This window comes from Chryseobacterium sp. ISL-6 (assembly GCF_018613715.1).
GTDB classification, from domain to species: domain Bacteria; phylum Bacteroidota; class Bacteroidia; order Flavobacteriales; family Weeksellaceae; genus Chryseobacterium; species Chryseobacterium paludis.
This window is the reverse complement of the sequence record NZ_JAGGPT010000020.1, coordinates 1-24,475: the sequence shown is the minus strand read 5'-3', so window position 1 is coordinate 24,475 and position 24,475 is coordinate 1. Positions and strand designations below refer to the sequence as shown.

Genomic DNA, 24,475 nt, shown 5'->3' with positions numbered 1-24,475 from the left:
TTATGGCAGCACTAGTTCCTCATAAACACACTAAATACTTTTCTGATGAAGAAAAGCCAAAGGTAATATATGAATATATTGATAAGCTAATGATATTATTTCCTGAATTTGATTATTTTCATCTTAATGAGTATGAAATTAAGTTAGAGCCAAATTTTCAGGAAAGAAAAAAGCTATACGTATAAATAGCGAAATTAGGGTGGTAATGGAAAAACTTGGTTATGTTGAGCATCCTCCACATGGTAATGCAGTATATGTACTTACTGAAAAAGGAAGAGAAGTAAAAAGTAAGGGCGGACACTTTAAATATTTAAAAAGCCTAGAGCCAAAAAAAGATTGGTATAAAATTATTCCAATTATTATATCAGCTATCTCTTTAATATCCGTAATATGCTTTGGTATTTGGAATATTAAACTTAATAAAGAAAAAGATAGATCTGTCATAGAAAAAAAACAGTTAAATAAGCAAATGGATTCTTTAAAACAAAAGATCAAAATATTAGAAAAATAAACAGACTGATTTAGTTCTTTTTTGATTTAGATTTTATACTTTTAAACAAACTAAAACTAATAATTATGGCACAATCAAATTTTAAAGCGGGAGACATTGTAACTCTTAAATCAGGAGGGCCTGAGATGACTATTAATGAAGTTATAACTGGAAGTTACTTTATGTAAAGAATAGAACTTGAAATTAATAAAATAAAAGTTCAATGGTTTAATGAAAAAAATGAAGTTGTTGAAGCTGAATTTACAGAACCTCAATTAAATAAAGTAGAGAAGTAAGAGCAGTTAAATTTTCTTAAATATTAAAATATAAAAAAGAGGACTAGTTAATTTTAGTCCTCTTTTATTTAAATAACTTGTGTAAAGAAATATATAATTACCATAATTTTATATTGCATTTATTTTTGGAAATAAAAAAAACTCTCTGATTAACAGAGAGTGGTGTTCATAGAAGAATGGTATAGTAATGTATTATATTCTAACCGAATTTTGATATTTTTTTGTAAAAAATACAATAAGTAAGACTGCTATTATTGACAATGCATATACATACATATCAATTGGAGCAGCTCCCGGACCTACACTCCCACCACCATCACCTGGCTGTGGAGGCTGCCCTCCTCCTGGACCTGAGCTTCCTTGTGCATTGACTAAGAAAACAGCAAAAAGGAAAAGACCATATATTAATTTATTCAAAGCTTTCATATATTTTATTTTAAGATTTTAGTGTTAACAGTTTCTCCCTTATCTGAAACAATTTTTACAACATAAGAATTTTTAATAGAATTATTTAATTCAATTACAAAATCTGTAGAAGTATTAACTGCCTTTTTAGAGATAACCAGCTTACCGCTCATATCATAAACTTGAATATCTGCTTTCTTCCAATCCGGATCAAATCTGACAATATAATTTGTAATATCCGGGCTATAAACTACTTTAGTTCTTGATGTAGGCTTAACAGCTTCCATAGCAAGGTTTCTTGCTGAAGATGTATCGTTGGGTGCTCCATAGTATAAGCTGTACCCTGTTCCGGTAACAGGAATTACATCTCCTTGTCTTGCTTCTGTTACTGTTCCGTTAGGAGCCTTATAATAATAACCAGTACCAGATGATAACTGATGTACCCCCTTACTTATAAGTTCTGCATTTTCTCTGATTTCAAATTTAAAAGACTTTATTTTGTCACTGTAAGTAGCCAACATTACATTTTTACCTTTAAAATCATTTTCATTAGCCTCATTGATATATAACCAATATTTGGATGTGACATTATAATCATATCCTCCAGTAGTGCTTTCTTCAAAAGTACCGATAACATCAGCAGTCGAAGCTGCATATTGAGTTTTAGCTGCAGAAGAGTTTCCAGTAGTTCCATTAGGATAAACAACATAATAAGTTCTTCCAATTTCAACACCATTGGCATCCAGGGCAATAACTCCTAATTGCTTTACAGTTCCCTGCTTAGTATTATAAGCTGCATTTTTATTTGCATTAACGTTATAATCTGTATTTGCATCTCTACTGTAGTAGTTAAATCTTCTCAAATTAGAGAAATTTAAAACATCAGTATTGTTATTGTCATTAAGTTTGATAGCAAAAGCTACCATAGGTCTTATCATCATGTAATCAAGATCCCCTGTTGGAACACCTGAATTAAATGTAATAGCTTTGTAAGAATTTGAACTAGTTCCATTTTGATTGGCTACAACACCTGAAACATCCAACCTTACCGCATTAATATTTCCAAGATTTACACCATCTCCATTAGCTGCGGGTTCATTATATGCAATTTTGGATAAGTCAAGATTAGTAAGGAAAGGGTTAGCAAACTGATACCAGTTTTTACCATAATTACCAGTCCAAACTGCTCCTCCCGCTGCCAATTCAAAAGCATCTTGAATATAGCTATTATATTTCTCCTGGTACTCATTCTTGTTAGAACCACCAGCGCCGAAGTCGACAGCAGACCCTGCGTTTTTTAAAGTCACACTTACTTGTGCAATGTCTACGTCACTCAATGGACGTCCTTTTACAGTACGTGTAACATTACTTACATCAAGTCCATTCCCTCCTAGAATCCAATAGGCATACGCATAAGCAGCATCTGCGAATTTAAAAATTCCATTTATATTAGCTAAATGATGCCACTCTACTTTAGCGTTATCCCAGTGAAGTATTCCATTCTTAGAGTTTCTTACTCCGTTAAACGTTTTACCTAATTCAGCATTCAAAGTAACAGGAGTCTTCATAAAGAAAGGCATACCAACTTGTTGATAATCACCATGACGAATTTGTCTAAATTCCTCATCTACTATCCCCGTAATGTTTGCTTGTGGAACACCAGTAATAAATAACTGTCCATAAGTATAAACGGGTGTCGCTGCAGAACTATTAGTATTAACAGATGCGTAAGCGGTTGGTTCGTTAAGCTTGTTAATAAAATTTCCACCTCCATTAGCTTCCGTTTTGTCAGCATTGGAAGCATCAATAGTTTTAATAAGATCAGTAGCTGTACCTGAAACCATAAAATTACCATGATTTTCGATAGTTCCGTTACCTTTCATCTGTAAACCTCCACCACTATAAACTAGGGTGCCTTTACTTACATACATATTAGCATTAGCGTCTACGTGACATAATATCTGCGCGTGAACAGAATAACTAATTGCTAAAAGACCAATAGCAAATAAACTTTTTCTCATTAGTATAATATTTGTGTTAAACAAATTTAAAATATCAAATATCTGATAGATTTTATGGTCAGGATAACTGAGCATAAAGTGAAAGACAAATGTAGAGACAATGCTTTTATAGGGAGTCTTAAATGGTGTAGTATTTTCACTAATGAAATAGAGTTTTTTCACTACGATATTGTAGTTAGGAATTATATTCATTTGAGCTCCATATTAGTTATAAAGGAGCAAATGATCAAGAAATTCAAAGTGTTCTATGGATGATTAAAATATTATAGTCTTGAAATGAGTACAAAAAACATAAGATAGAAAACCTTAAATTTTTAAATTTAGGGACCAGCAAAAATTCTTAATCTTGGTTGAGACATATTATCTTTTACGAAGAATTAACCCTTTTCTTAATTTTGAAATGTCTACAGTTGATCTATAAATTGCCCTTACAACTTTTTCTGTTTTATCAGGTTGTACGGATACAATTTCGTTATCTTTTATGATTTTAACAGTCAAACCTAATGCTCGTGAAGATCTACCAGCGTCAAAACCTGCAACTTTAGCTGATTTAGCCAATATTCTTTCTTCCTTTGTTTGAGAAATTGTTCTCCTCAATGCTCTGGTATTTCTTTTCTTTCTCATATATACAACTTAAAAATACTTATATTTCAAATATACAAACTTATCAACAAAGTATAATTTAAAATGGCAATTGAATTAATTATCGCATATGTAAGGTCTATATCTCATTATTTCGAAAAATTGTTTTGCTATTAAAAAGGTAATGAATCAGTTGAGTCGGTTGATTGGCGTATATGCTCTTCAAAATTTCTATTGAGACATTTATTTATTTCTTCTTTGCTATTTTCATCTAAATCTAATAAATCTTCGCTAATTTCATCTTTTACTTTGAATTCTTTTGGATTGCCATAACTAGTACGATTAGAAACTTCAATAAAACCCCTGATTTGAAATCGTTTTAAAGTTTGTGAATAATTTCTAGATAAAACAGGTTTAATATCATTAATCTCTTCCCATTCTTTTATGCTTTCTATTTCATTAATTTCTTGCCAGCCAGTCATTAAATAAAATCTGCCTCTATCAATAATATAATGAAGTAAGATTAACTCTTCATCTTTCAATTTTTTTAAGAGAATAAGATCCTTTAATTTTGACAAAAGAGTTGGGCTGTCATTCCTGGTATTGACTTCCAAAGATTGAGGTGTTAGTGTTTCTGTAGGTTCTTTTTTTGATATAGAGTCCTGTTCAATTATATTTTTGTGGAGTATTTTTTCATTTTGTGCTCCCTCTATGACTTTGATAAATTTTTTTACATTTTGAGAAATTATAACCGGATTTTTTGTTATTTCAAAATCTTCAGCAATCAAAGATAGAAATGATAAAATTCTTTCTTCATCATTGATGTAAAATCCAATTTCTCTAGGATCAAGAGCACCACTTTGGAACTCTTTGCTTGACAAGTTAAAATTAGGCGTAAAAATCGCAGCATGCTTATTTTCAATGATCCATGCAGCTCCCATTTCATTCAGACATGCTATACTTTGATAATACTCTTCTGAAAGTAAATAGATTACAAATGGCTTCTCTGTTATCTGAGATTTTAACCAATTAAAAATATTTTGACCCACCGGTATCCCATAGGCAGTATTGCTAGTAAAAATAATTTCAGTTTCTTTTAAACCAATACTTCTTAATAGATCTACAAAAGCTTCTCCATAGTATTTGTTTTTTGAAGAATGATATATAAAAATTTTCATCATTTAGGAATTATTTGTTAAATAAATTCTGCTTATCAAATATAAGGATTAATAATTTTAATAAAATACAAAGATTTCTACTCTAAGGGAAGAAACAAGATTTAATTTCAAGTAATTACAATACCCATTTTTTAAGAAGGTTAGAATTATTTGGAATCGAATCTATGATATTGTAGGTTATTAATTTATATAAAATATATACAGTAGTAATTATTTTATGTTTGTATCTATATAAAACTATATTGATTTTGTATAGATTCCTATATGTATGCTGTAGGTTTACAAGAGATTACGAAGAAAATACATTTTGTATTCATATTTTATAAAGTTTCTTGGAAGTAATACGATAAGAGTAATGGAAATGTTCAAAGTTATCAGGTCATCCGAGTGAAAATTCTCGTAGACTGTTCTAATAATGCTTTTTATTAGGGTAAATATCTACTAAGATATATAAATGTAGAGTAATTATACATTACCTGAAATCATCTTATGAGCCTTTACTTTGTAAAATAATTAACTCAAATACTAGATTAAAATGATGTATAGTAAATTCTTCATTACTTTTTGGATCGTTATTGTTACTAATTATATTGGACTTTCATATGCTCAGGACAAACAAAAGTATGACTATACAGAGCCATTTAAACCTTTCTTTTACCCTCAAATCAGTTCTGTAACACGTTCTGTAATGGACAACCCGGACCTGCATATTGGCAAAATTCAGCAGATTACATATTAAATGCTACTTTGAATGATCAGAATAATGAAATAACTGCTACTGCAGAAATTACATATACCAATAATAGTCCTGATAAACTAAGTTTTCTATGGCTACAACTGGATCAGAATGTGTTCACTAAAGAATCCCGGTATTATGCTATAAACTCAACCTCGGAAACAGTGGATACCGGTGGACAGTTTGGTGGAGGATATCAAATTCAAGCTGTAAAGTTGGATGGTAAAGATGTGAAATATGCTATTTCTGACACAAGAATGCAAATAGATCTGCCTAAACTACTTAAAGGAAATGGTGGTGTTACTAGAATAAAAATTGATTATAGCTTTGTTTGTCCAAAGTTTGGATTAGAGAGAATGGGAGTACAGCAGACAGCTAAAGGAAAAGTATTTGCTATTGGGCAGTGGTTTCCAAGGATGTGTGTGTATGATGATGTCTCTGGGTGGAATACTTTACCTTATCTTGGCGTTTCTGAATTTTATGTGGAATATGGTAATATTAAAGCAAATATTACTGTGCCTGCAAACCAATATGTTGTTGCTTCCGGTAAACTTCTTAATGAAAAAGAAATGTATAACAATGAAGAGATTAAACGTTGGAAACGAGCAAAAAATAGTGATAAAACGATAAACATACGACAGGAAGCTGAATTTGGTGAAAATAAATCTTCAGGAACAAAAACATGGAAATTTAAAATTGAAAAGGCTAGAGATTTTGCGTGGGCCTCCTCATCTGTATTTGTTATAGATGCAGCAAGGATTAACTTATCTGGAGGTAAAAAAGCCATAGCTATTTCTGCGTATCCGCCAGAAAGTGGAGGGGAAAAAGGATGGGCAAAGTCTGTAGAATATACAAAAGCCGTTATAGAGCATAATTCTCAGAAATGGTACGATTATGTATATCCTTCTGCAACAAATGTAGCAGCAACCAGAGGCGGGATGGAATATCCTGGAATAGTATTTTGTAGTTGGGGGGCTAAGGGTGAAGATCTGAGGGATATTACGAATCATGAATTTGGACATAATTGGTTTCCAATAATTGTAGGCTCGAACGAAAGATTATTTTCATGGATGGACGAAGGATTTAATACATTTTTAACTGATCTTTTTAGAGAGACTTCCGATAAAGGAATGCAACATAAAAAACAAAATATTGCCCAAGCAGGTAATATATTTATGAATAATAAACTTCAACCTATAATGGTAGGTGAAGATAATATGGATATAGATAATGTAGGAATACTGAGTTACCATAAACCAGGAATTGGATTGAAGATTTTAAGAGAACTGATTTTAGGACCTGAAAAATTTGATAAGGCATTTAAAACTTATATAAGATATTGGGCATTTAAACATCCTACACCATGGGACTTTTTCATACAATGGAAAATATTTCAGGAGAGGAACTGAATTGGTTTTGGAGAGGTTGGTTTTTTAACAATTGGAAAATTGATCAATCTGTAAAAAACGTGGAATATATCAAAGGTAACTTTAAGAATGGAGCGCAAATTACTGTTGAGAACTTGGGACAATTACCTATGCCAACAATAATCCAAGTGAAATTTAAGGATGGAGATACGAAAATTTTAAAAATTCTTATAGAAGTTTGGAAAAAGAATAAAGAATGGACGCTCAAAGTTAATTCAGATAAAGAAATAGAAGAGGTTAAATTAGACCCAGATGATCAAATTCCTGATATTGATCCTGAAAATAATATCATGGTACTATAGTAAGATTGAGATATAATATTAACTTAGATTATTTTAAAATATACTGCTGATAAATAAAAGTATTGAACGTCATTATTCAATGTTTTCCAGATTTGTGTTTTTGGCTTGCTAAAATGAAATACTTAATTTGGCAGTTATAATCAAACTTTTATAGAACTTATTTCAAAGTTTTTTTTTGCAAAGCTATATGATCGTAAGAATGCTTTAAAAAGTGCGGCAAAATAAACTTTGCCGCACTTTTAAAGTTATTCAATAATTGTTTATTGACCAAAAGAAAGTTTGCAAGATAAATGGGTATAAGTAATTTCAGAGAATTGTTACAGTTTGTTTTGATCATATACATGAATGGTGTTTTAAATTTATTATAGTAGCAAAAATAAGTGCAAAAACTTACTTAGCTAGGAGAGTTATACCTGATAATGTGTATACTTACGATACTAGAAGTGAATGAAAATGATGAGCTATATCTCTGTATTAACTCCTACATTGAATATATTGAAATCTGACACAATAAAAAAAGAAAGGGCAATAATTTAAATGACAAAATCTATTCATTCTGACCCAAATTGCCAGATAATTGAGCTGATTCACAAAACTCCTCTCTTTTTCATGTTGCAACTTTGCATTGTCAATAGTGACCTAACAAACTATTTAATTAGACAATGAAAAATTTAAAACCAGAGCTTAAGTCAAGCTTATTTGAGTTTTCGTTAAGTGCATTTGTACAGCATTCAGCAGAAATTAGCAGAGTTGGTAACGGAACCAACTGGTGTAGTCCCACTAAACCAAACCGAAAAAAAGCTAAAGATGCTTTTATAACAAATTGTAATTAATCAATATTAAAGATCAAACAAAATGAAATTATTAAAATACATTGTGCCTATATTGATATTTGTTTTAATATTAAATTCTTGTTCTAAGGATGACGATGACCCTATTACAACGGAACATCGCTCAACTTTTGTACTGGTGCATGGGGCCTGGCAGGCATCTTTCGTATGGGATAAGGTAAAAACATCCTTGGAAGCAGAAGGAAACAAGGTTGTACTTGTTGAATTAGCTGGCCATGGAAATGATCAAACACCTATTTCAGAAATAACTTTTGATGGATATGTAAAACAAGTAACAGATGTTATTGATGGGTTAAATACACCGGTTGTTCTGATAGGACATAGCTTAGGTGGGGGCTATAGTGACACAAGCTGCGGCCAAGCTGCCTCAAAAAATAGAAAAATTAATCAACGTTGCCGGATTCATTCCTAAAAGTGGAAGTAGTGTATTTGATTATTCGGCAATGGATTCTGGAACGTTGATTCCTTCTGCATTGGAGTTTTCAGCCGATGGAAGTGCGGTCACTATTGCAAACGCAGAAATAAATATACGAAAGATCTTTTGTAATGACGGTTCAAATGAAGACATAGATTTATTGGTAAACAAACTTCGTCCTGAACCGGTAGTTGCTGCTGGAACTCCATTAAATTATAGTAAAGATATCTATAATACTATAGTTAATAAATACTACATCTATACTACCGAAGACAAAGCGATTAGTTATCCTTTTCAGCAACAAATGGCAACTGAAGCGAATATTACCAATACTTACAAAATTGAAGCTGGACACAGTCCTTTTCTTTCTAAACCTAATGAACTGGTTCATATCATTAATACAATAATAAAACAGTAATAATGTATCTTTTATAAAAAAAATATAGTCAATCTCACAAAATTTAAGAAAAAAAGCCTAATTCATTTGAATTGGGCTTTTTTTAATCACCATTTGATTACTGCGTTTCATTTTCTAAAATCGACATCTTCAAACGGAGAGGCAATTAACAATCCTTAAGGAGTCTTCTCCCGGGGGACCGCATGGAATCAACTTAATTCCTAATTTTTAAAGTGTAAAATTAACTATCACGGTTTCTTTTATTACAGTATACAAAATGTACAACATTTATCAGCAAACTACTTTAACGGTTTAACCCCAAAAGAAAACAGGAAAAATACTCATAAATGCATTCAACTAAAGATTGAGCTAAAATTCCAAATAATTGACCTGATTCACAAAACCTCTCTATTTTTTGTATTGCAATTTTGTATTGTCAATATTGGCATATAAAAATTTAATAAAAAAAAAATGAAACGAACAGCAAAAGCACATTGGACAGGTAGTATAAAAGAAGGCAAAGGCGAGCTAACTACGCAAAGCGAGATTTTAAACAGAACAAACTATAGTTTTAAAACCCGTTTTACAGGAGAAGAAAAGGGTACAAATCCAGAAGAGTTATTAGCAGCGGCACATGCAGGATGTTTTACAATGGCAGTTAGTTTTGCCTTAACAGAAAAAGGCCTGACCCCAAAATCATTGGATACGGAAGCTATTGTATCAATGGAAGGTTTTGGTATCACATCTGTGCACCTTTCAATTACCGGAAAAGTATCGGGCATTAGCACAGAAGAATTTGAAGCCGTTACAAAAGAAGCCGAGCAGAATTGTTTAATTTCTAAAGTATTGAAGATACCTGTGAGTTCAGAAGCCCATCTTGTGTCCTAATAGTTCCAGTTTGATATTGGATTTCTCCATGATGTATCAGTGTCTCGTTCAGCATTATTGCTTATATTTGGCATAGTGTTGAATGAGCATTTTGCATTTAATTTCACATTGTATCAAGGTATAGGCGTCTGTTGTTAATTGAATTTACCAGCCACATAATAAACAGATAAATATAACTTGAATTATAACTAAAAATATTTGAAATAATGGTTACCGACTATAGAAAAATTGATTTGTTTGGAAAATCATTCATCCAAAAAATAGTATTAAAAGCACCATTTGAATTTACTTTTCCTGTTGCAGAGCAGGCCTGCTTTTTGTATATGCTAGAAGGTGAGATGCAATATCAATTTGACGACGATCATGTAAGTATTCCTACAAATTATTCGTTATTCCTAAATTGTATAAGCTCAGGAAAACAGATACACAATTCAAATTCAAACAGTAATGGTGAGCTTGTAATAATTACTTTCCATCCTGATATTTTAAAGAAAATATATGAAAGAGAGCTTCCTCTATTGCTCCAGCAACCACGAAATGCGATATCTAATTTATCAAGTGAAAAGATAAATAACGACTTTTTGATACAAAAATATATTGAAGGGCTTCTGTTTTATTTTGAAAATCCATCTCTGGTAAGTGATGATATTTTGATTTTAAAATTGAAAGAAATAATCTTATTACTCTCTCAAACACGGAATGCTGAAAGTATACAAGTCGTATTATCTCAACTTTTTTCACCAATTACCTATACTTTCAAACAAATAATTGAAGCAAACTTATTTACACAATTGGGTATAGGAGATCTGGCACGTAAAACCAATTTAAGTGTTTCATCGTTTAAAAGAGAATTTACAAAATTGTACAATGACTCTCCCGCTAATTATATTAAAGCCAAAAGGCTTGAAAAAGCTGTGGAACTGCTTTTGGTTTCTGATAACCGTATTACAGATATTGCCTTTGAATGTGGTTTTAATGATCTGGCGAATTTTACGAAGAGTTTTCACGAGAAATATGGCGCTTCTCCAACCAATTATCGGGCTAGTCTAAATAAACAACAGTAGGATCAATAAGCCTTTATTTAGTATTAATCTTTGTTGATGGACATTAGCCGTTTTTCACGTCAAAGATCATTGGGGTGATGGTAAATAATAAATAATGATTTATTAAATTTGTTTATGTCTAATAACAAAAACCTTGAATCATTTTATTTTAGCAAGTTTAGTGAAATGCCAACCCTTCCGCCAATAGGTGCAGGGGAATTCAATGTTTTTTGCTTGGCAGATACTATAGCAAATAATGCACACGCGATCTATGCACGGTATGATTTTTTTAAGATCATGGTTATAAAAGGAAAACATCGTTGCCATTATGCAGATAAAAGTATCGCTATCGATGGTTACACGCTTCTATTTTTTAATCCTTCTGTTCCTTATCGGTTTGAACGTCTGGAAACAAATGCTGATGGTTTTTTTTGTGTTTTTAAAGAATCATTTTTCACAGAAAGTCAAAGGAAGGGGGTGCATGATCTACCTGTCTTTATTCCAGGGGGAAAACCAGTATATCGCTTAAGTGAACAGCAGCAACAGGAAGTGGTTTCCTTATTTGAGAAAATGCTGGCAGAAAACAAATCCAGCTATAAATTAAAATATGATTTGCTACGCAATTACGTTGGTGAAATCATCCATTTGGCTATGAAGATGGAACCGAATGAGCAATTATATCATCATCCGGATACAAATGCGAGAATCACATCTATTTTTACCCATTTATTGGAATGTCAATTTCCAATAAATTCGCCTGAAAATTTCGTGAAAATGCGTTCAGCAAAAGATTTTGCTGAGAAACTTGGATTGCATGTAAATCATCTTAACCGAGCTGTCCGGCTTACAACAGGCAAAACGACCACAGAACATATTGCTGACAGAATCTTAGCCGAAGCAACTGCATTATTGAAATATACTGATTGGAATATTTCTGAGATCAGCTATTGCTTAGGCTTCACTCAGCCATCACATTTTACTTACTTTTTTAAGAAGCACAATGGTATCACACCCACCTCTGTAAGATTTGTTTGAATTTCGATATTATCTGTTTGATTTATAGAAAAGACCGACCTTTCCTATGATATACCTTTGTTCAGAAATAAAATTGTTGATTATCGATTAATTCAACGATCTGAAAATGGTTCAAACAAAAACTTCTATAACATCTAAAGTAAAGATATGGAAAATAAAAAAGTATGGTTTGTCACTGGTGCATCAAAAGGCATGGGACTAACTTTGGTTAAACAATTATTACAAACTGGTCATAAAGTGGCAGCAACTTCCCGTAATGTTAAAAGCCTTATTGATGCCGTGAACTTCAAAGGTGATTCGTTTCTGCCCTTAGAGGTAGAATTAGTTAATGATGAAGCTGTATCCTCATCTATTAATATGACCTACCAAAAATTCGGTAGAATCGATGTAGTGGTAAATAATGCAGGTTATGGTATTGGTGGTACGATGGAAGAACTCACAGACAAAGAAGTTCGTAATAGTTTTGACGTCAATGTATTCGGTATGGTGAATGTTATCCGTCATGTTTTACCTATTATGCGTAAAAAGAATTCGGGTCACATAATTAATATTTCTTCTATTGCAGGGATTGCACCAACCACCGGGTGGTCAGTTTACAGTGCTACAAAGCATGCCGTAATTGGACTTACCGAAGTTTTAGCAGAAGATGTTAATACATTAGGTATTAATGTCACACTTATTGCTCCGGGATCTTTTCGCACAAACTTCAATAATCCTGATTCACTTGTTTTGTCCAAAAATAAAATAGATGCTTATGCAAGCATTCGTGCTGCACAGGAGCGTTTTGCTGAAATGAGTGGAACTCAGGCTGGAGATCCTGAGAAAGCAGCAAAGGTGATGATGCAAATTGCAGAAATGGATAAGCCTCCATTGTATTTGCTCTTGGCTAGCGATGCCTATACGCGCGCATTCAATAAACTAGAACTCCTGAATACAAACTATAAGCAATGGGAAACATTGACAAAATCAACAGATTATTAATACCGACATCAATTCGCCTACATGCTATAGTCAACACAATCATCACTATAACACCTTTGAAATGGTATTTTATCATTTGTAACCTAACCCTCTGAACCTAAATTTACGTTGAACTATATTGACAAAAAATTGAGCTAATAAATAAAGCTATTCCATTTTTGACATTGCAATTTTGCAATAACAAATTAGATATTAAAATTTTAACATTATGGGTTTATCACATTTGGGTATTTTTCATACCGTAATAGGTGTTGTAGCTATTATTGCAGCCGTTGGATCTCTAATAAAAGTCGGTAAAATAGATCTTGAAAAATTAGGTGGAAAGATTTATTTTTATTGTACTTTAACTGCTTCGCTAACTGCTTTAGGCTTATCAAGTATTAAAGGAATTAATCCGGGACATATTTTAGCATTACTGATTGTAGTTTTGATTTCAGTCTCGTATTTTCTCCATGTAAAAAAGCGGGGAAATAACCGATCACGTTTTATCGAGAACTTTTTTCTTTCCTTTAGTCTTTTCCTATCTTTGATTCCTACCGTTAATGAAACCTTTACCCGTGTTCCAGTAGGACATCCAATAGCAACAGGACCAACAGACCCTTTGATTGGCAAAACACTTCTTTTACTGTTAATTTTATTTATTGTAGGTTCTGTTTTGCAATTCCGGAAGCAAAAAAGGATTAATAAGGCGATATAAGTTTGTAATTCAATGTATGTATTGGAATAGTCTTCAGGAATGATGTATTTTAGCTAGTTATGTACGATCTCTAGGATCCTATTTCTCGTAAAATAATTGGTTTGAATATGATAACCGGTAAATTGGAGTAATCTACTGTCTACCAGAAACTTCGAATTTTCCTGCCTCGCAATCTAATGTTTAGTAGATACAAAGTGGCTCAAATTCATTTAGTTACTTTTAACAACCGATTTAAATAAAGCCAAGGATGCTTTTGTATATTCGGATTAAGTCATTAACGAAGGTAGTAGGCTATGTGCTTACCGCAGAAGATGTCATTATCGGATATTGTGCGTTCATGGTAGATGATGAACCTGAGTACGCCAACATAATAAGAGGGAAATGGATTACCAACACAAGCTTCGTTGTATTTCACAGAGTTGCAATTTCAAAACAATACTTAGGAAAAGGATTGGCTCAACTCATGTTGAAATTTGTCGAGAAAATTGCTGTTAAAAAAAACATTTATAGTATAAAAGCGGACACAAACTTTGATAATATCGGTATGTTGCGGATTTTTGAAAAGCATGGCTACGTTTACTGCGGCGAAGTTACTTTCAGAGGGAGTTCTAGAAAAGCATTTGAAAAGAACCTTCAAATAACATAAAAACTTATCATCAACATAAATAAAATCTATGAAATTAAGATCGCAAAATCCAATTTTACTTTATTTAATTTTTACTTTAATCTTCAGCTCCGTTGTCTGGGTGCTTACATTGAATGCCCCAAATGCGGGTCGAATTGCAGGTCGGATGTTTGGATATGGTATTATGTGGTGTCCGGCGTTGGCAACAATCGTTACATTTAAGCTTACAGGACGTAAGATGTCAGATCTAGCATGGAATTTAGGTAAGACTAAATATCTGTGGTCTAGTTATCTAATTCCTTTATTCTATTCTCTTGTGGCTTACCTGATTATCTGGTCAGCAGGTTGGGGAGATTTTTATAATCTATCATTTGTAAACGATACAGCACATGAATTTGGCTGGGATACTCTTCCACACTGGCTCTTTATTATTATATTTTTCATTATGAATGGTGTTATCGGAATGTTTGCAGGTATTTCAACTGCACTTGGAGAAGAAATTGGCTGGCGTGGATTTTTGGTGCCCGAATTGGCTAAAAAAATGGGTTATACAGGAGTATCACTCACTACTGGCCTAATTTGGGGTATATGGCATTACCCCTTATTGGTTTTTGGAAGTTACAATAACGGAACCCCGGCATGGTATGGGTTGATTTGCTTCACGATTTCAATTACTGCGGTTAGTTTTATTTTTACCTGGTACAGAATGAAATCAGGAAGCCTGTGGACGGGAGTTCTACTGCATGCAAGCCATAATCTGTTTATTCAAAGCTTCTTTACACCTATCACTCAGCCTAATGCCAAGTCTGCTTGGTACTACGATGAATTTGGAGCTGTCATACCGGCAGTTATTGTTGTTTTGGCTATATATTTCTGGAGTAGAAGAAAAGAACTTACCAGTATAGGTGAATATCTTTCCTAATTATCCGAAGATTACTTTGATATTTAGGAGGTTTGGAAGATTTGTTTTGAGCTTGTTAACCAAATTGTATTTTCAGTATTTAGTTCCAATGCGTTTTTATATATTGACTGGGGCTCGTCCCAGTTTCTTTTTTAAACAAGCGTGAAAAATAGGGCGGATGCTCGAATCCCAACATATAAGCAATTTCACTAACTGTATGATTACCTTGGATGAGCAAATTTTTAGCTTCTGAAATTAGAAAGATTTGGATTATATCCATTGCTGTTTTCCCTGTTTCCTGTTTTAGAAGGTCGCTTAGGTAACGTGGCGACACATTTAATTCTCTGGCCAATAATGCCACCGTTGGCAACCCTTTTTCCTGTAGGAACCCTTTTTCAAAATAAGAGGTCAAAGCATTATTAAACTTGGTAGACATAGTTCCTGCATGAATAAATCTGTTGATAAACTGGCGTTTGTAAAATCTTTGCGAGTACTTAAGAATCGATTCAATATGTCCAATAATAATTTCCCGGGTAAACTCATCCTGGTTATTATAGTGTTCACTCTCAATTTTTTTAAAAAGATCCCATACTGTCTGTTCCTCTTTTGTTGACATGTGCAGTGCTTCATTGAGCTCGTAATCGAAAAAGCCGTACCTCGCTATGGCAGAATACAGCGGATGTGCACTTAGGTAATCTTTATGAAACCAGATTTCAAAACCTTCACCATCCAGGGCTACCTCTTTTAACTTGATGGTTTGATTGGGCTTGAGAAAATACATTGATCCACTCTGATGATCGTAACGTGTTTTACCATATTGAATGTTACCTGAGGAGAACTTTTTAAAAGCAATAATGTAAAAGTCTGTGGTTACTTCGTACGTAGAAACGCTGCGAAGTGGATTACAGGTAAAAAGAGTAAGAAGCGGATTTTCCGGCTCTGGATAATTGTTGCAACGATGTACATCGCTTAAGCTCTTGAAATGCATACAGAATAATATTTTAAACCCATGTCTGGACATGGGTTAATTGTTGGTGAAATTACATTTTTTATATTAACCGTGCGCTTTAGCTGAAACATCATTCCAGTTTTCCCAGTTAGCCAATCTATCCGAATAAAAATACTTTGCAAGAGGGAATGCTTTCTTTCCGAGAAACAAACGTAATGGAGGTGTAGATGAGTCTACTACTTTTAAAATCGCTTCGGGTGTAGCTTTTGGGTTACCATATGCATCATCGGCAGTAAATTCCGGATGGGCGTATAATTCTGCCTTCATGCTGTCATAGGCAGGGATAGAATTGCTTTGAACAGATGAAGAGTTGAAATCGGTTGCGTATCCATTAGGTTCTACAAGCGTAATATGTATGCCCATACCTTTTACTTCTTGAGATAATGCTTCACTAAGTCCCTCCACAGCAAATTTTGAGGCACTGTAAAGACCTACGGTTGGAAATGAATAAATGCCCATAGCACTTGACACTTGTAAAATATGGCCCTGACCTTGCTCTCTTAGAATAGGTAATACTGCTTGAGTAATCCATAAAGTACCAAAAAAATTTGCTTCAAAAATAGCTCTTGAAGCTTGTTCATCTAATTCCTCTACTGTACCAAAAACTCCTATGCCGGCATTATTGATTACTACATCAATTTTACCAAAATGGAGCTTTGCTTTTGAGATAGCTTCAAAACAAGCTGCCCGGTCAGCTATATCCAATTCCAACGGCAGTACTGCTTCGCCGTATTTTTCTACAAAATCCTGTAACGCAGATATATTCCTTGAAGTAACAATAACCTTGTCACCACGGTCTAAAAAGGCTTCTGCCCATATTTTTCCAAGCCCACGGGATGCACCCGTAATAAAAATTGTTTTTGACATACTATATAATTTTAGTAATGCAAATCTAGACAGGAAAACCTTAATAGTTCTTATACAAAATACTGGAATAAGGATACATTTTTACTGCGATTAATATGCGAAAAGGCTTCGGTTAAATTTTTTTAGCGTATTTTCAAATCAGATTCCAATGGATATATAATCAACAAAAATCGAACCTGTTTAAACTTATTTAGAAGAAAAAGGTTCGAGAAAATTCATAATTTTGGATTTCAGTTTAAACAACTAATAATCTGGAATCTATTAGCAAATATAAAATAGAGCAGTGGATTTTACCTAATTTAAGTAAGGAGGAAAGAGAATTTTCTACAAAATACAATTTAGTAAAAATAGCTCAGCTCATAATAAAACGCTTAAAGACAGGTTGCCAATGGCATGTTGAGCTTGAAAGAATATTTTGATAAAGATAAAATATATTGGCAAAGCATCTATTATTACTTCAATAAATGTCAAGTGGCAGTCATACCCTAAGTAAAATAGGAGGAGAACAGCTGGGTTATCGAGGTCGGGAAAAAGCTAAAACAACAAACAGTGTTTTTCTATGTGATAATTGGGGACAAATGCTGTCAATGGGAAGTCCCCAAAGTGGTGAACATCACGATTGGTTTAAAATAGAAAAGGTACTGGAAGAAATTCTGTCTCTTCTCAAAAATGATGCATGAATAGAACACAGGGGTTTGTTTCTCAATGCTGATGCAGGGTTTGACAGTGAGAATTTAATACAATTATTAGGGAAAAGAGAAATTATAACTCATATTAAAACCAATTTCAGAAGTAATAAAACAAAGGATAATGATTACTATTTTGATAAAGAATTATATAAAATAGAGAAAGCAAATGCATGGTTGGATAGCTTTAAGTTAAGCGGACAACTGAACCTTGCCTTTAACCCAACCGCAGTTATAAGGTGTTTTCTCTGCTGTTTAGTTGTCGAGTTTATAAACAAGCTCTTCTATTTCAGCTTGTCGTGCATTGGCAAAACCTTTTTCTATCCCAATTTTGACAAAACCACATTTCTCTAAAACTTTCTGCGAACCAAAATTGTCAAATGCAGCGTGTCCGAAAATTGGTCGCTTCGTTTCAATGTCAAGAAACATTTTTAGTGCTTTTGTCGCAACACTTTGTCCCCAAAATGGTTTGTCTATCCAAAAAGCAACTTCAGCCTCATCATTTATTTCAAATTTTGTAACAGTTCCAACAACAGTATTGTCCACCACAATTGTCTGCATATTTACTGTTGGATTGTATAGAAGTTTTGTATATTTTTCAAGATAAGCTATTCTGTCTGTCGGGTCTTTTGCCGTGAATGCCGCTAAATAGCTTGCTTCCTCGTCAAGTTGATACTCAAAGAAATTGTTTATATCTGCAACTACTGATGGTCTTAGTTTTATGTCTGTCATTTTTTCGTTTTGATTGTTATCTGCAAATGCCCTATAACACACAAATATAAGAGAGTTTTTCCCGTAAGCAAAATTTTAGTTATTGAGGTTGTTTAAAAAGGTTTATGGAAAACAACACTTATTTCTTTATTTTTTATAAAATACTTTATTAGAGATTTTTATATTTCAACGAATTCAATTATATAAAATAAACCCCACACCAGAATTGGTATGGAGTCCTCTGTTATAATATTATTTTTTAATTATCTGGATTGTAAAATCAGATTGTTTTGTGTCGCCGCTCAATAGTTTTCCCAGTTTGGCTGATACGACATAAACCTTTCCGTCAGATGCCAAGGCGGCTGTGGTAGGGAACTGGTCCTTGCCAATATTCATTTCACTATCCAAACTAGCGGTTTCCCAATTATCGGCACTAGATATTGTGTAGGTTTTACCATCGCCGGCAACTGCATCACCAGCTATTATTAACTTGTAATCTTCCGTCCACTCGAGTCCGTCCGGAGCCTTAAATGAAATGCCTGTGACTTCTGTTACTTGCGAAGGCTTCGATAAAGGTATTTTAAACAATTTCGAATCATCGGTCTTGGCAGCAAGCAGATAGCCATCCGGATGGAAAATGATTCCATTTAATCCAAAGGTATTTGGTGCAGGTTTAAATAATTCATTTGTGGTAAATATAGAAGCGTTGTATTGGCGGTCGACTTTGTATATAATTGGAGAATAAGAGTCTGTAATATAAATATTCCCGTCTTCATCCACCGTAACATCATTTGCTAATGCTCCACCATTAGGCGTTAAAAACTTTAAATCAATTGTTTTAAGAAGTTTTCCTGTTTCCAAATTATATACTTCAACTAAAGCTTCTGAGCCTGCACTGGCTCCTTTAGGCGCACTTTTTTTCGATAAGCCAAGATCACCGCCAACAACAATTAGTCTGTTTCTGACTTCGTCTGTAAAAATACCTAAAACTGCGGTCATTTTACTTTCTTTAATAAAAGGAGTCAGAACACCTTTTAATGACATCGTATATACCTCAGCTTTATAAAGTGAGCCCACAATAAACCGATTATTATTGAAATCGTAATCAATTCCTTCCGGGTATAGACTGGTATTATCTAAAGTGTACTTGTTTTCAATAGCAGTTTTGTTTTCAGCATATTTAAAACGGTAAATAGAATATGGGGCTTTCCCTAAATCTTGATCTCCCGTAAAAGTAGGTGTTGTATTCAATTGGTTGGTACAGATATACATCCAATCGTTATGAATAGCAACATTATCCGGCCATAGTAATCGCTTATCTTGAATGATATTGGATAAATTTCCATTTACATCTAATTTGCTGACTGCGTGTTCGGATACATTGGTAAAATAATGATTACCTACACTATCTGTTAAAGCACCGTCGCTGATAGGTTTTCGGCCGGCCACCTGAATTGCATTTGCAATTGTAGTATCGTCTGCGTTTGTTCTAAACAGCAGTGTACTGACTTTGTACCAGGCGGTCGCGTTCATGGCGCCAAAGTAAAGTGTGTTTTTATCATTTGATATAGTGATAGGGTCAATCGCAATTCTTGCAGGTTTTCCTGCAAAGTAGGTCAGCTTTCCATCTATAATCATATCTCTGTTTTCGGCTTCCAAAGCGCTATGGTTGCTGAATCTTCTAGCTTTGTTAGTTTTTATATCTACAGCAATAATTGCGGGATTTGCAATGTCAGCAAGATAGATCCAACCGTTAATTTCATCTACTGCCAGATCCTGGATAAAACTTCCCTTGGGGGCAACAGACTCATTCAATTCTATCTTATTTATAAGCTTGTTTTTTTCAATGTCAAAGCAGAATATTCTTGTTTTACCTAGGTTGGAACCCATATCTACAACCCAAAGGTGATCATTTTTATCTATGGAAATCCCCAATGGTGAATCCAGAAATTTTTCGCTGGCCAGCTTCCCATTTTTCTGAAAACCTGCCTCGGGATAAGGCTTAAATTTAGTTTTCCCAATAACTTCAATCAATTGCAATTCACTGCTTCCAAGAGAATGGATGGTTGCAAAGATTCTACCGTTTTTAGAAACTGCAACATTTCCCGGTCTTACTGGTAATTCAGCAACAACCTCGAGTTTGTCAGAATCTGATTGCGCATGTAAAAAATGCGACTGCAGCAAAAGGAAGGCTGCAAATAAAAAAATATTTTTCATTAGTATATAATTTAATTTATAAAGGTTATGAATCCATTATGAGCAATGTTCATCGCTGTTTGCGAGTGTATGCTCATAATGTTTTCATGTTATAACTTGCTAATTATCAATTGATTTTAATGTTTTGAATATTTGTAAGGGGGTAAGCATAAGCGTTTCTGATTTTTTTAGAAATGCTAAAAAATGATCTGATTCATTATGTTTTTTTATACCCTCTTCATTTTCCCATTCTTCCAACATTATAAAAATGTTTGGAGACTCAATGTCCTGATGTAATTCGTATTGAAAGCAGGCCGTTTCTTTTTGCGTTTCTTTAACCAGTGATTTCAGTTCTTCATGCAAAATATCGACTGTGTCGTTTTTTGTAGTTAGTATAGCTATTATATGTATCGACATGTTTTTGAATTAAATATTGACTACTATTTTTCCTATAGTTCTGCCTGTTTCAAGCTGTTTGTGAGCGCTTCCCATATCTTCAAAACCAAATGTTTGCGAAATATGTGATTTGAGAATTCCCTGTTGAAGTAAATTGGCGATTTTAGCCATATCCGAGCCTGAGGATTCTACTAGTAAAGAAGATGCTGTTATCCCTTTTGATTTTAGTAAATCGATATCTTCTTGGGTAAGATTGTGATTGGTAATGGTAACGATATTACCACCGGAATTCAATGGAGCTGCCATTTCTAAAATAGTTTTATTGCCCACCGTATCGAATACCACATCAAAATCACTTAAAGCATCTAACTGCGCTGGATCTGTGTAATCAACATGATGGTGTGCGCCATTTGCTAATACAAATGCTTTGTTTTTCCCGGATGAAATACCCGTTACTTCTGCCCCTAGGTGATTGGCAATTTGTGTTGCATAATGACCAACACCACCGGAAGCACCATTAATTAACACTTTTTGACCTTTCTTTACACCAGCGCGCTCAAAAAGAGATTGCCAAGCTGTTAATGGCGCCAAAGTTGCAGCCGCAGCTTCTTCATGGGAGGTATTAGCAGGCTTCAGGGTAAGGTGATCGGCGTTGGTAGCAACAAATTCTGCGTATCCATTACCCGCACCTGGGAAATTGTGCATGCCAAATACTTCGTCTCCTACTTTGAATAGTTCTGATTTTGATTCAACAACTGTTCCGGAAATGTCCCAGCCAAGGATAGCAGGTCGTGTATCACCGAAAAGCCATTCAAGCATATTTTCAGTTGCTCTAACTTTATAATCCACAGGATTGACACTTATGGAAGAAACTTTTACAAGGACTTCATTTTCCTTTACGTGTGGTCTTTCAATGGTGGTCAATTTAAGATTTTCTATGCCACCTGCTTTTTGTACAATAATTGCTTTCATATTATAATTATTTATTGAGGCAAAATTATACATGAAATAAGTATTTTTTATGTACAAGTTGGATTAAAATATGTATATTTGTGAACTATATGAAAACAGAAAATTTATATCCACCTTACCACATTGAGTTTGCAGAACTTGAAGAAAGCCCTGTATTGGCGCACAAACATAATTTTTTTGAGCTAGTATATATCGTAAGTGGCAGTGGAAAGCAGATCATCAACGGGAATGAATTTAATTACATTCCGGGTCAAATGTTTTTGATCACACCTCAGGATAGCCATTCTTTTAATGTGCAGGCTACAACACAGTTTCTTTTTCTTCAGTTTAATGATGTTTACATCAAAACGCAGTCCCGTGTCGATAACAATGATAAGGATAGAATAAAACGCCTGGAGTTCATTTTGCATAATGCCAGTCACCAGCCAGGTTGTATCCTGTGTAACCCAGGTGACAAAACACTGGTAAAAGCACTAGTTCAATCCATTGGTACAGAGTCAATAAATCGTAATATTTATCATCAGGAAATGATCGATCAGCTTGTTAATACGATGATTACCATCGTAGCAAGAAATATTGCATTGAAACTTCCCGAAAAAGTGGATGATAATACTGATCAGCATGCTGTAAAGTTTATCAATTATATCCAAGAAAACATCTATTCACCAGAATTGCTCCGTGCCAGTGTTATGAGTACTAAGCTGGGAATAGGACAGGGATATCTTGGGAAGTTCTTCAAAAAACATGTAGGTGAAGGACTGCAGCAATATATCATCAACTATAAGCTGAAGTTGGTTGAAACCCGTTTGTTACATAGCAACATGCGTATCAATGAAATTGTACTGGAATTAGGATTTACCGACGAGAGCCATCTTAACAGAGTGTTCAAGAAGTATAGAGGTGTAAGCCCAACCGAATACAGAAAGACAGCAAGCAATTAATTTAAAACGATTTATGATCTGTATTAGGAATGGTATTCTTCCAGATATATTTATCTAATTTAATATCAAATTTAATGTGTAATTAATTTAAAAAATTTGGTATAAAGAACTATATAAATTTTGTCTAAAAAGTCGTTGCAAGTTCAATTGGTGCAGTACTTTGAATGTTAAATAACCAAAATGTGACGCACAATCTAATGTAAAAAATAATAATCCAATCTCAAAGCGATTCGATTTCCCGTAATATATATTACAGACAATTTTATTATATTTTAACAATTTGCCATTAACTCTAAATAAAATAGTTTAATTCCAAAATTAATTTTTTTTAATCTAGAATTCTAGTCATAAATGACCATGAAAGAAATAATACTTCCTAAATTAGAAGCATCGACAAAAGAACTATTGAATCTTGGGATGCGCAATACTTTACTAAATTATAAAGTTTCAAAAACGCGAGGATTACATATCTTGCAAGAACAGTCAAGCTCTATTTTTTAATATTATAGTAAAACAAAATAAGGCTATGATTTTTTTAGGAAGACCTGAAAAAAATGGTGAATTGGTAATACCAATAAAAATGGGAGCATTTTTGATACTCCCATTTTTTATTAAAATCTTTTTACTAATTACCTAAATAAAATGCAATACTTTCATATACATACCCATCTTTTCCAGGGCCTATTTCATATATATTGTTAGTGTAAAAATGTCTATTTTTTTTGGAATTGTTATATCTGTAAATAGCAGTGGAAGTTCCTTCTGAACCCATTACTCCGGAAGTCCAGGATTTCCCTAATTCACCTTCCTGAACCCAAGCAGCATTTGTATTCATAGTGTGATATAAAATACTCCCACTAGGATTACTGGTAGCGTATATGTTTCCATTTAATTCTTCAGGCGTAGTTGTTAAGAGCCTATCTCCATTTTTCCTATTGTATCATCTGGTAATTGTTGGTCCATTACCACCTCCAGCTTGAAGCCAAGTATAACCTAAAACCCCTTCAGGAGTATATCCTGCATTAATTCCATCATTATAAATAGTGGTATAATAATGTCCCATGCCGCCACCATAAAATCTATACACTGCTCCTCCAATAACAGTCGACTGCTTTAAATTGGTTTTCTGATTTTTACTATTCTGTTGACTACTATTTACAGCAACATCCTCGTCTTGATTTATACAACTGGATAAAGCTAAACTCACTAACCCAAATAAAAGAAATTTTTTCATGTAAAATTGTTTATTAATACAACTACAAATATAACTTTTATTCACATTAAAATGATATATTATAGAGGGAAATTGTCGTACTTCATGGCTTCGTAGGCTTAAAGATAATTATTTTAGTTTAGCTTTTAATATTTCATAAGGCGTTTTTCCTTTAAAAGATCCATGTGGCCTATTGAAATTATAAAAATTTTCC

At 33.5% G+C, this 24,475-nt stretch carries 29 protein-coding genes; 17 read left to right on the top strand and 12 right to left on the bottom strand.

The genetic code is table 11. The features are described from left to right. Positions 1-2: 2 nt before the first annotated feature. The 3 genes from J7E44_RS23460 (at position 3) to J7E44_RS23450 (ending at position 678) form a co-directional block, all read left to right on the top strand. The gene (locus J7E44_RS23460; protein ID WP_214834565.1) at positions 3-185 is read left to right on the top strand and encodes a hypothetical protein; all 183 of its coding nucleotides are present in this window, start codon (positions 3-5) and stop codon (positions 183-185) included. Positions 186-205: 20 nt separating this feature from the next. Next, positions 206-511, top strand: a complete 306-nt coding sequence (locus J7E44_RS23455; RefSeq protein ID WP_214834563.1) for a hypothetical protein — start codon at positions 206-208, stop codon at positions 509-511. Positions 512-576: 65 nt separating this feature from the next. After that, the gene (locus tag J7E44_RS23450; protein WP_214834562.1) at positions 577-678 is read left to right on the top strand and encodes a DUF2158 domain-containing protein; all 102 of its coding nucleotides are present in this window, start codon (positions 577-579) and stop codon (positions 676-678) included. A gap of 300 nt (positions 679-978) precedes the next feature. Here the strand turns inward: J7E44_RS23450 and J7E44_RS23445 are convergent, their stop codons facing one another. From J7E44_RS23445 to J7E44_RS23430, 4 genes are all read right to left on the bottom strand, one after another. Then, the gene (locus J7E44_RS23445) at positions 979-1,212 is read right to left on the bottom strand and encodes an Fjoh_0651 family PID-CTERM protein (protein WP_214834560.1); all 234 of its coding nucleotides are present in this window, start codon (positions 1,210-1,212) and stop codon (positions 979-981) included. 5 nt (positions 1,213-1,217) lie between these two features. Continuing rightward, the gene (locus J7E44_RS23440) at positions 1,218-3,212 is read right to left on the bottom strand and encodes a T9SS type A sorting domain-containing protein (protein WP_214834558.1); all 1,995 of its coding nucleotides are present in this window, start codon (positions 3,210-3,212) and stop codon (positions 1,218-1,220) included. Between the two features lie 360 nt (positions 3,213-3,572). After that, the gene (locus tag J7E44_RS23435) at positions 3,573-3,836 is read right to left on the bottom strand and encodes a hypothetical protein (protein WP_214834557.1); all 264 of its coding nucleotides are present in this window, start codon (positions 3,834-3,836) and stop codon (positions 3,573-3,575) included. Positions 3,837-3,967: 131 nt separating this feature from the next. Then, the gene (locus tag J7E44_RS23430) at positions 3,968-4,975 is read right to left on the bottom strand and encodes a toll/interleukin-1 receptor domain-containing protein (RefSeq protein ID WP_214834555.1); all 1,008 of its coding nucleotides are present in this window, start codon (positions 4,973-4,975) and stop codon (positions 3,968-3,970) included. Positions 4,976-5,507: 532 nt separating this feature from the next. Between J7E44_RS23430 and J7E44_RS24035 the strand changes: the two genes are divergently transcribed. The 12 genes from J7E44_RS24035 to J7E44_RS23380 all read left to right on the top strand — a co-directional run bounded on the left by J7E44_RS24035 (position 5,508) and on the right by J7E44_RS23380 (position 15,291). After that, on the top strand, positions 5,508-5,711 hold the full coding sequence (locus J7E44_RS24035) for a hypothetical protein (protein ID WP_251040675.1): 204 nt from the start codon (positions 5,508-5,510) through the stop codon (positions 5,709-5,711). An 8-nt stretch (positions 5,712-5,719) separates the two neighbouring features. Then, positions 5,720-7,117 carry a M1 family metallopeptidase gene (locus tag J7E44_RS23425; RefSeq protein ID WP_251040674.1) on the top strand — a complete coding sequence of 466 codons (1,398 nt, stop codon included), beginning with the start codon at positions 5,720-5,722 and terminating at the stop codon, positions 7,115-7,117. Then, positions 7,090-7,437 (top strand): hypothetical protein, encoded by a 348-nt coding sequence (locus J7E44_RS24030; RefSeq protein ID WP_251040673.1) that lies wholly within the window; start codon positions 7,090-7,092, stop codon positions 7,435-7,437. The genes J7E44_RS23425 and J7E44_RS24030 overlap by 28 nt, the downstream gene beginning before the upstream one ends. A gap of 855 nt (positions 7,438-8,292) precedes the next feature. Continuing rightward, positions 8,293-8,700, top strand: coding sequence for an alpha/beta fold hydrolase (locus J7E44_RS23420; protein ID WP_214834553.1), 408 nt, complete (start codon positions 8,293-8,295; stop codon positions 8,698-8,700). Further along, complete coding sequence (locus J7E44_RS23415) at positions 8,630-9,121, top strand: hypothetical protein (protein ID WP_214834550.1); 492 nt, start codon at positions 8,630-8,632, stop codon at positions 9,119-9,121. Before J7E44_RS23420 ends, J7E44_RS23415 begins: the two co-directional genes overlap by 71 nt. Before the next feature lie 450 nt (positions 9,122-9,571). Then, positions 9,572-9,988, top strand: coding sequence for an OsmC family peroxiredoxin (locus J7E44_RS23410; protein ID WP_214834548.1), 417 nt, complete (start codon positions 9,572-9,574; stop codon positions 9,986-9,988). Positions 9,989-10,194: 206 nt separating this feature from the next. Beyond that, positions 10,195-11,052, top strand: a complete 858-nt coding sequence (locus J7E44_RS23405; protein WP_214834546.1) for a helix-turn-helix domain-containing protein — start codon at positions 10,195-10,197, stop codon at positions 11,050-11,052. Positions 11,053-11,166: 114 nt separating this feature from the next. Continuing rightward, on the top strand, positions 11,167-12,066 hold the full coding sequence (locus J7E44_RS23400; protein ID WP_214834544.1) for an AraC family transcriptional regulator: 900 nt from the start codon (positions 11,167-11,169) through the stop codon (positions 12,064-12,066). A gap of 147 nt (positions 12,067-12,213) precedes the next feature. Beyond that, on the top strand, positions 12,214-13,047 hold the full coding sequence (locus J7E44_RS23395; RefSeq protein ID WP_214834542.1) for an oxidoreductase: 834 nt from the start codon (positions 12,214-12,216) through the stop codon (positions 13,045-13,047). Positions 13,048-13,255: 208 nt separating this feature from the next. Next, positions 13,256-13,744: a hypothetical protein gene (locus tag J7E44_RS23390; protein WP_214834540.1), complete on the top strand. Its 489-nt coding sequence runs from the start codon at positions 13,256-13,258 to the stop codon at positions 13,742-13,744. Positions 13,745-13,991: 247 nt separating this feature from the next. Next, the gene (locus J7E44_RS23385) at positions 13,992-14,390 is read left to right on the top strand and encodes a GNAT family N-acetyltransferase (RefSeq protein ID WP_214834538.1); all 399 of its coding nucleotides are present in this window, start codon (positions 13,992-13,994) and stop codon (positions 14,388-14,390) included. 28 nt (positions 14,391-14,418) lie between these two features. After that, positions 14,419-15,291: a CPBP family intramembrane glutamic endopeptidase gene (locus J7E44_RS23380; RefSeq protein WP_214834536.1), complete on the top strand. Its 873-nt coding sequence runs from the start codon at positions 14,419-14,421 to the stop codon at positions 15,289-15,291. Positions 15,292-15,370: 79 nt separating this feature from the next. Here J7E44_RS23380 and J7E44_RS23375 read toward each other — a convergent pair whose 3' ends face one another. Beyond that, entirely contained in the window at positions 15,371-16,258 is an 888-nt protein-coding gene (locus J7E44_RS23375) for a helix-turn-helix domain-containing protein (RefSeq protein ID WP_214834534.1), read from the bottom strand. A gap of 66 nt (positions 16,259-16,324) precedes the next feature. After that, positions 16,325-17,146 carry an SDR family NAD(P)-dependent oxidoreductase gene (locus J7E44_RS23370; RefSeq protein ID WP_214834532.1) on the bottom strand — a complete coding sequence of 274 codons (822 nt, stop codon included), beginning with the start codon at positions 17,144-17,146 and terminating at the stop codon, positions 16,325-16,327. A 464-nt stretch (positions 17,147-17,610) separates the two neighbouring features. Between J7E44_RS23370 and J7E44_RS23365 the strand changes: the two genes are divergently transcribed. Further along, positions 17,611-17,826: a hypothetical protein gene (locus J7E44_RS23365; protein WP_214834531.1), complete on the top strand. Its 216-nt coding sequence runs from the start codon at positions 17,611-17,613 to the stop codon at positions 17,824-17,826. A gap of 261 nt (positions 17,827-18,087) precedes the next feature. Here J7E44_RS23365 and J7E44_RS23360 read toward each other — a convergent pair whose 3' ends face one another. From J7E44_RS23360 to J7E44_RS23345, 4 genes are all read right to left on the bottom strand, one after another. Then, complete coding sequence (locus J7E44_RS23360) at positions 18,088-18,564, bottom strand: GNAT family N-acetyltransferase (protein WP_214834529.1); 477 nt, start codon at positions 18,562-18,564, stop codon at positions 18,088-18,090. A gap of 231 nt (positions 18,565-18,795) precedes the next feature. After that, positions 18,796-20,760: an L-dopachrome tautomerase-related protein gene (locus J7E44_RS23355; protein WP_214834527.1), complete on the bottom strand. Its 1,965-nt coding sequence runs from the start codon at positions 20,758-20,760 to the stop codon at positions 18,796-18,798. A 99-nt stretch (positions 20,761-20,859) separates the two neighbouring features. Beyond that, positions 20,860-21,156: a putative quinol monooxygenase gene (locus J7E44_RS23350; protein ID WP_214834525.1), complete on the bottom strand. Its 297-nt coding sequence runs from the start codon at positions 21,154-21,156 to the stop codon at positions 20,860-20,862. 9 nt (positions 21,157-21,165) lie between these two features. Next, on the bottom strand, positions 21,166-22,107 hold the full coding sequence (locus J7E44_RS23345) for an NADP-dependent oxidoreductase (protein ID WP_214834523.1): 942 nt from the start codon (positions 22,105-22,107) through the stop codon (positions 21,166-21,168). Between the two features lie 89 nt (positions 22,108-22,196). Between J7E44_RS23345 and J7E44_RS23340 the strand changes: the two genes are divergently transcribed. Next, the gene (locus J7E44_RS23340) at positions 22,197-23,048 is read left to right on the top strand and encodes an AraC family transcriptional regulator (protein ID WP_214834522.1); all 852 of its coding nucleotides are present in this window, start codon (positions 22,197-22,199) and stop codon (positions 23,046-23,048) included. A 625-nt stretch (positions 23,049-23,673) separates the two neighbouring features. Here J7E44_RS23340 and J7E44_RS23335 read toward each other — a convergent pair. Further along, entirely contained in the window at positions 23,674-23,883 is a 210-nt protein-coding gene (locus J7E44_RS23335) for a hypothetical protein (RefSeq protein WP_214834520.1), read from the bottom strand. 105 nt (positions 23,884-23,988) lie between these two features. Further along, entirely contained in the window at positions 23,989-24,282 is a 294-nt protein-coding gene (locus J7E44_RS23330) for a hypothetical protein (RefSeq protein WP_214834519.1), read from the bottom strand. Between the last annotated feature and the right edge of the window lie 193 nt (positions 24,283-24,475).

What these genes read in the sequence shown, in the direction of transcription:
- J7E44_RS23460 (WP_214834565.1), top strand. Translation starts at nt 3, where the DNA reads ATGGCAGCACTAGTTCCTCATAAACACACTAAATACTTTTCTGATGAA.
- J7E44_RS23455 (WP_214834563.1), top strand. Translation starts at nt 206, where the DNA reads ATGGAAAAACTTGGTTATGTTGAGCATCCTCCACATGGTAATGCAGTA.
- J7E44_RS23450 (WP_214834562.1), top strand. Translation starts at nt 577, where the DNA reads ATGGCACAATCAAATTTTAAAGCGGGAGACATTGTAACTCTTAAATCA.
- J7E44_RS23445 (WP_214834560.1), bottom strand. Translation starts at nt 1,212, where the DNA reads ATGAAAGCTTTGAATAAATTAATATATGGTCTTTTCCTTTTTGCTGTT.
- J7E44_RS23440 (WP_214834558.1), bottom strand. Translation starts at nt 3,212, where the DNA reads ATGAGAAAAAGTTTATTTGCTATTGGTCTTTTAGCAATTAGTTATTCT.
- J7E44_RS23435 (WP_214834557.1), bottom strand. Translation starts at nt 3,836, where the DNA reads ATGAGAAAGAAAAGAAATACCAGAGCATTGAGGAGAACAATTTCTCAA.
- J7E44_RS23430 (WP_214834555.1), bottom strand. Translation starts at nt 4,975, where the DNA reads ATGATGAAAATTTTTATATATCATTCTTCAAAAAACAAATACTATGGA.
- J7E44_RS24035 (WP_251040675.1), top strand. Translation starts at nt 5,508, where the DNA reads ATGATGTATAGTAAATTCTTCATTACTTTTTGGATCGTTATTGTTACT.
- J7E44_RS24030 (WP_251040673.1), top strand. Translation starts at nt 7,090, where the DNA reads ATGGAAAATATTTCAGGAGAGGAACTGAATTGGTTTTGGAGAGGTTGG.
- J7E44_RS23420 (WP_214834553.1), top strand. Translation starts at nt 8,293, where the DNA reads ATGAAATTATTAAAATACATTGTGCCTATATTGATATTTGTTTTAATA.
- J7E44_RS23410 (WP_214834548.1), top strand. Translation starts at nt 9,572, where the DNA reads ATGAAACGAACAGCAAAAGCACATTGGACAGGTAGTATAAAAGAAGGC.
- J7E44_RS23405 (WP_214834546.1), top strand. Translation starts at nt 10,195, where the DNA reads ATGGTTACCGACTATAGAAAAATTGATTTGTTTGGAAAATCATTCATC.
- J7E44_RS23400 (WP_214834544.1), top strand. Translation starts at nt 11,167, where the DNA reads ATGTCTAATAACAAAAACCTTGAATCATTTTATTTTAGCAAGTTTAGT.
- J7E44_RS23395 (WP_214834542.1), top strand. Translation starts at nt 12,214, where the DNA reads ATGGAAAATAAAAAAGTATGGTTTGTCACTGGTGCATCAAAAGGCATG.
- J7E44_RS23390 (WP_214834540.1), top strand. Translation starts at nt 13,256, where the DNA reads ATGGGTTTATCACATTTGGGTATTTTTCATACCGTAATAGGTGTTGTA.
- J7E44_RS23385 (WP_214834538.1), top strand. Translation starts at nt 13,992, where the DNA reads ATGCTTTTGTATATTCGGATTAAGTCATTAACGAAGGTAGTAGGCTAT.
- J7E44_RS23380 (WP_214834536.1), top strand. Translation starts at nt 14,419, where the DNA reads ATGAAATTAAGATCGCAAAATCCAATTTTACTTTATTTAATTTTTACT.
- J7E44_RS23375 (WP_214834534.1), bottom strand. Translation starts at nt 16,258, where the DNA reads ATGCATTTCAAGAGCTTAAGCGATGTACATCGTTGCAACAATTATCCA.
- J7E44_RS23370 (WP_214834532.1), bottom strand. Translation starts at nt 17,146, where the DNA reads ATGTCAAAAACAATTTTTATTACGGGTGCATCCCGTGGGCTTGGAAAA.
- J7E44_RS23365 (WP_214834531.1), top strand. Translation starts at nt 17,611, where the DNA reads ATGTCAAGTGGCAGTCATACCCTAAGTAAAATAGGAGGAGAACAGCTG.
- J7E44_RS23360 (WP_214834529.1), bottom strand. Translation starts at nt 18,564, where the DNA reads ATGACAGACATAAAACTAAGACCATCAGTAGTTGCAGATATAAACAAT.
- J7E44_RS23355 (WP_214834527.1), bottom strand. Translation starts at nt 20,760, where the DNA reads ATGAAAAATATTTTTTTATTTGCAGCCTTCCTTTTGCTGCAGTCGCAT.
- J7E44_RS23350 (WP_214834525.1), bottom strand. Translation starts at nt 21,156, where the DNA reads ATGTCGATACATATAATAGCTATACTAACTACAAAAAACGACACAGTC.
- J7E44_RS23345 (WP_214834523.1), bottom strand. Translation starts at nt 22,107, where the DNA reads ATGAAAGCAATTATTGTACAAAAAGCAGGTGGCATAGAAAATCTTAAA.
- J7E44_RS23340 (WP_214834522.1), top strand. Translation starts at nt 22,197, where the DNA reads ATGAAAACAGAAAATTTATATCCACCTTACCACATTGAGTTTGCAGAA.
- J7E44_RS23335 (WP_214834520.1), bottom strand. Translation starts at nt 23,883, where the DNA reads ATGAATACAAATGCTGCTTGGGTTCAGGAAGGTGAATTAGGGAAATCC.
- J7E44_RS23330 (WP_214834519.1), bottom strand. Translation starts at nt 24,282, where the DNA reads ATGAAAAAATTTCTTTTATTTGGGTTAGTGAGTTTAGCTTTATCCAGT.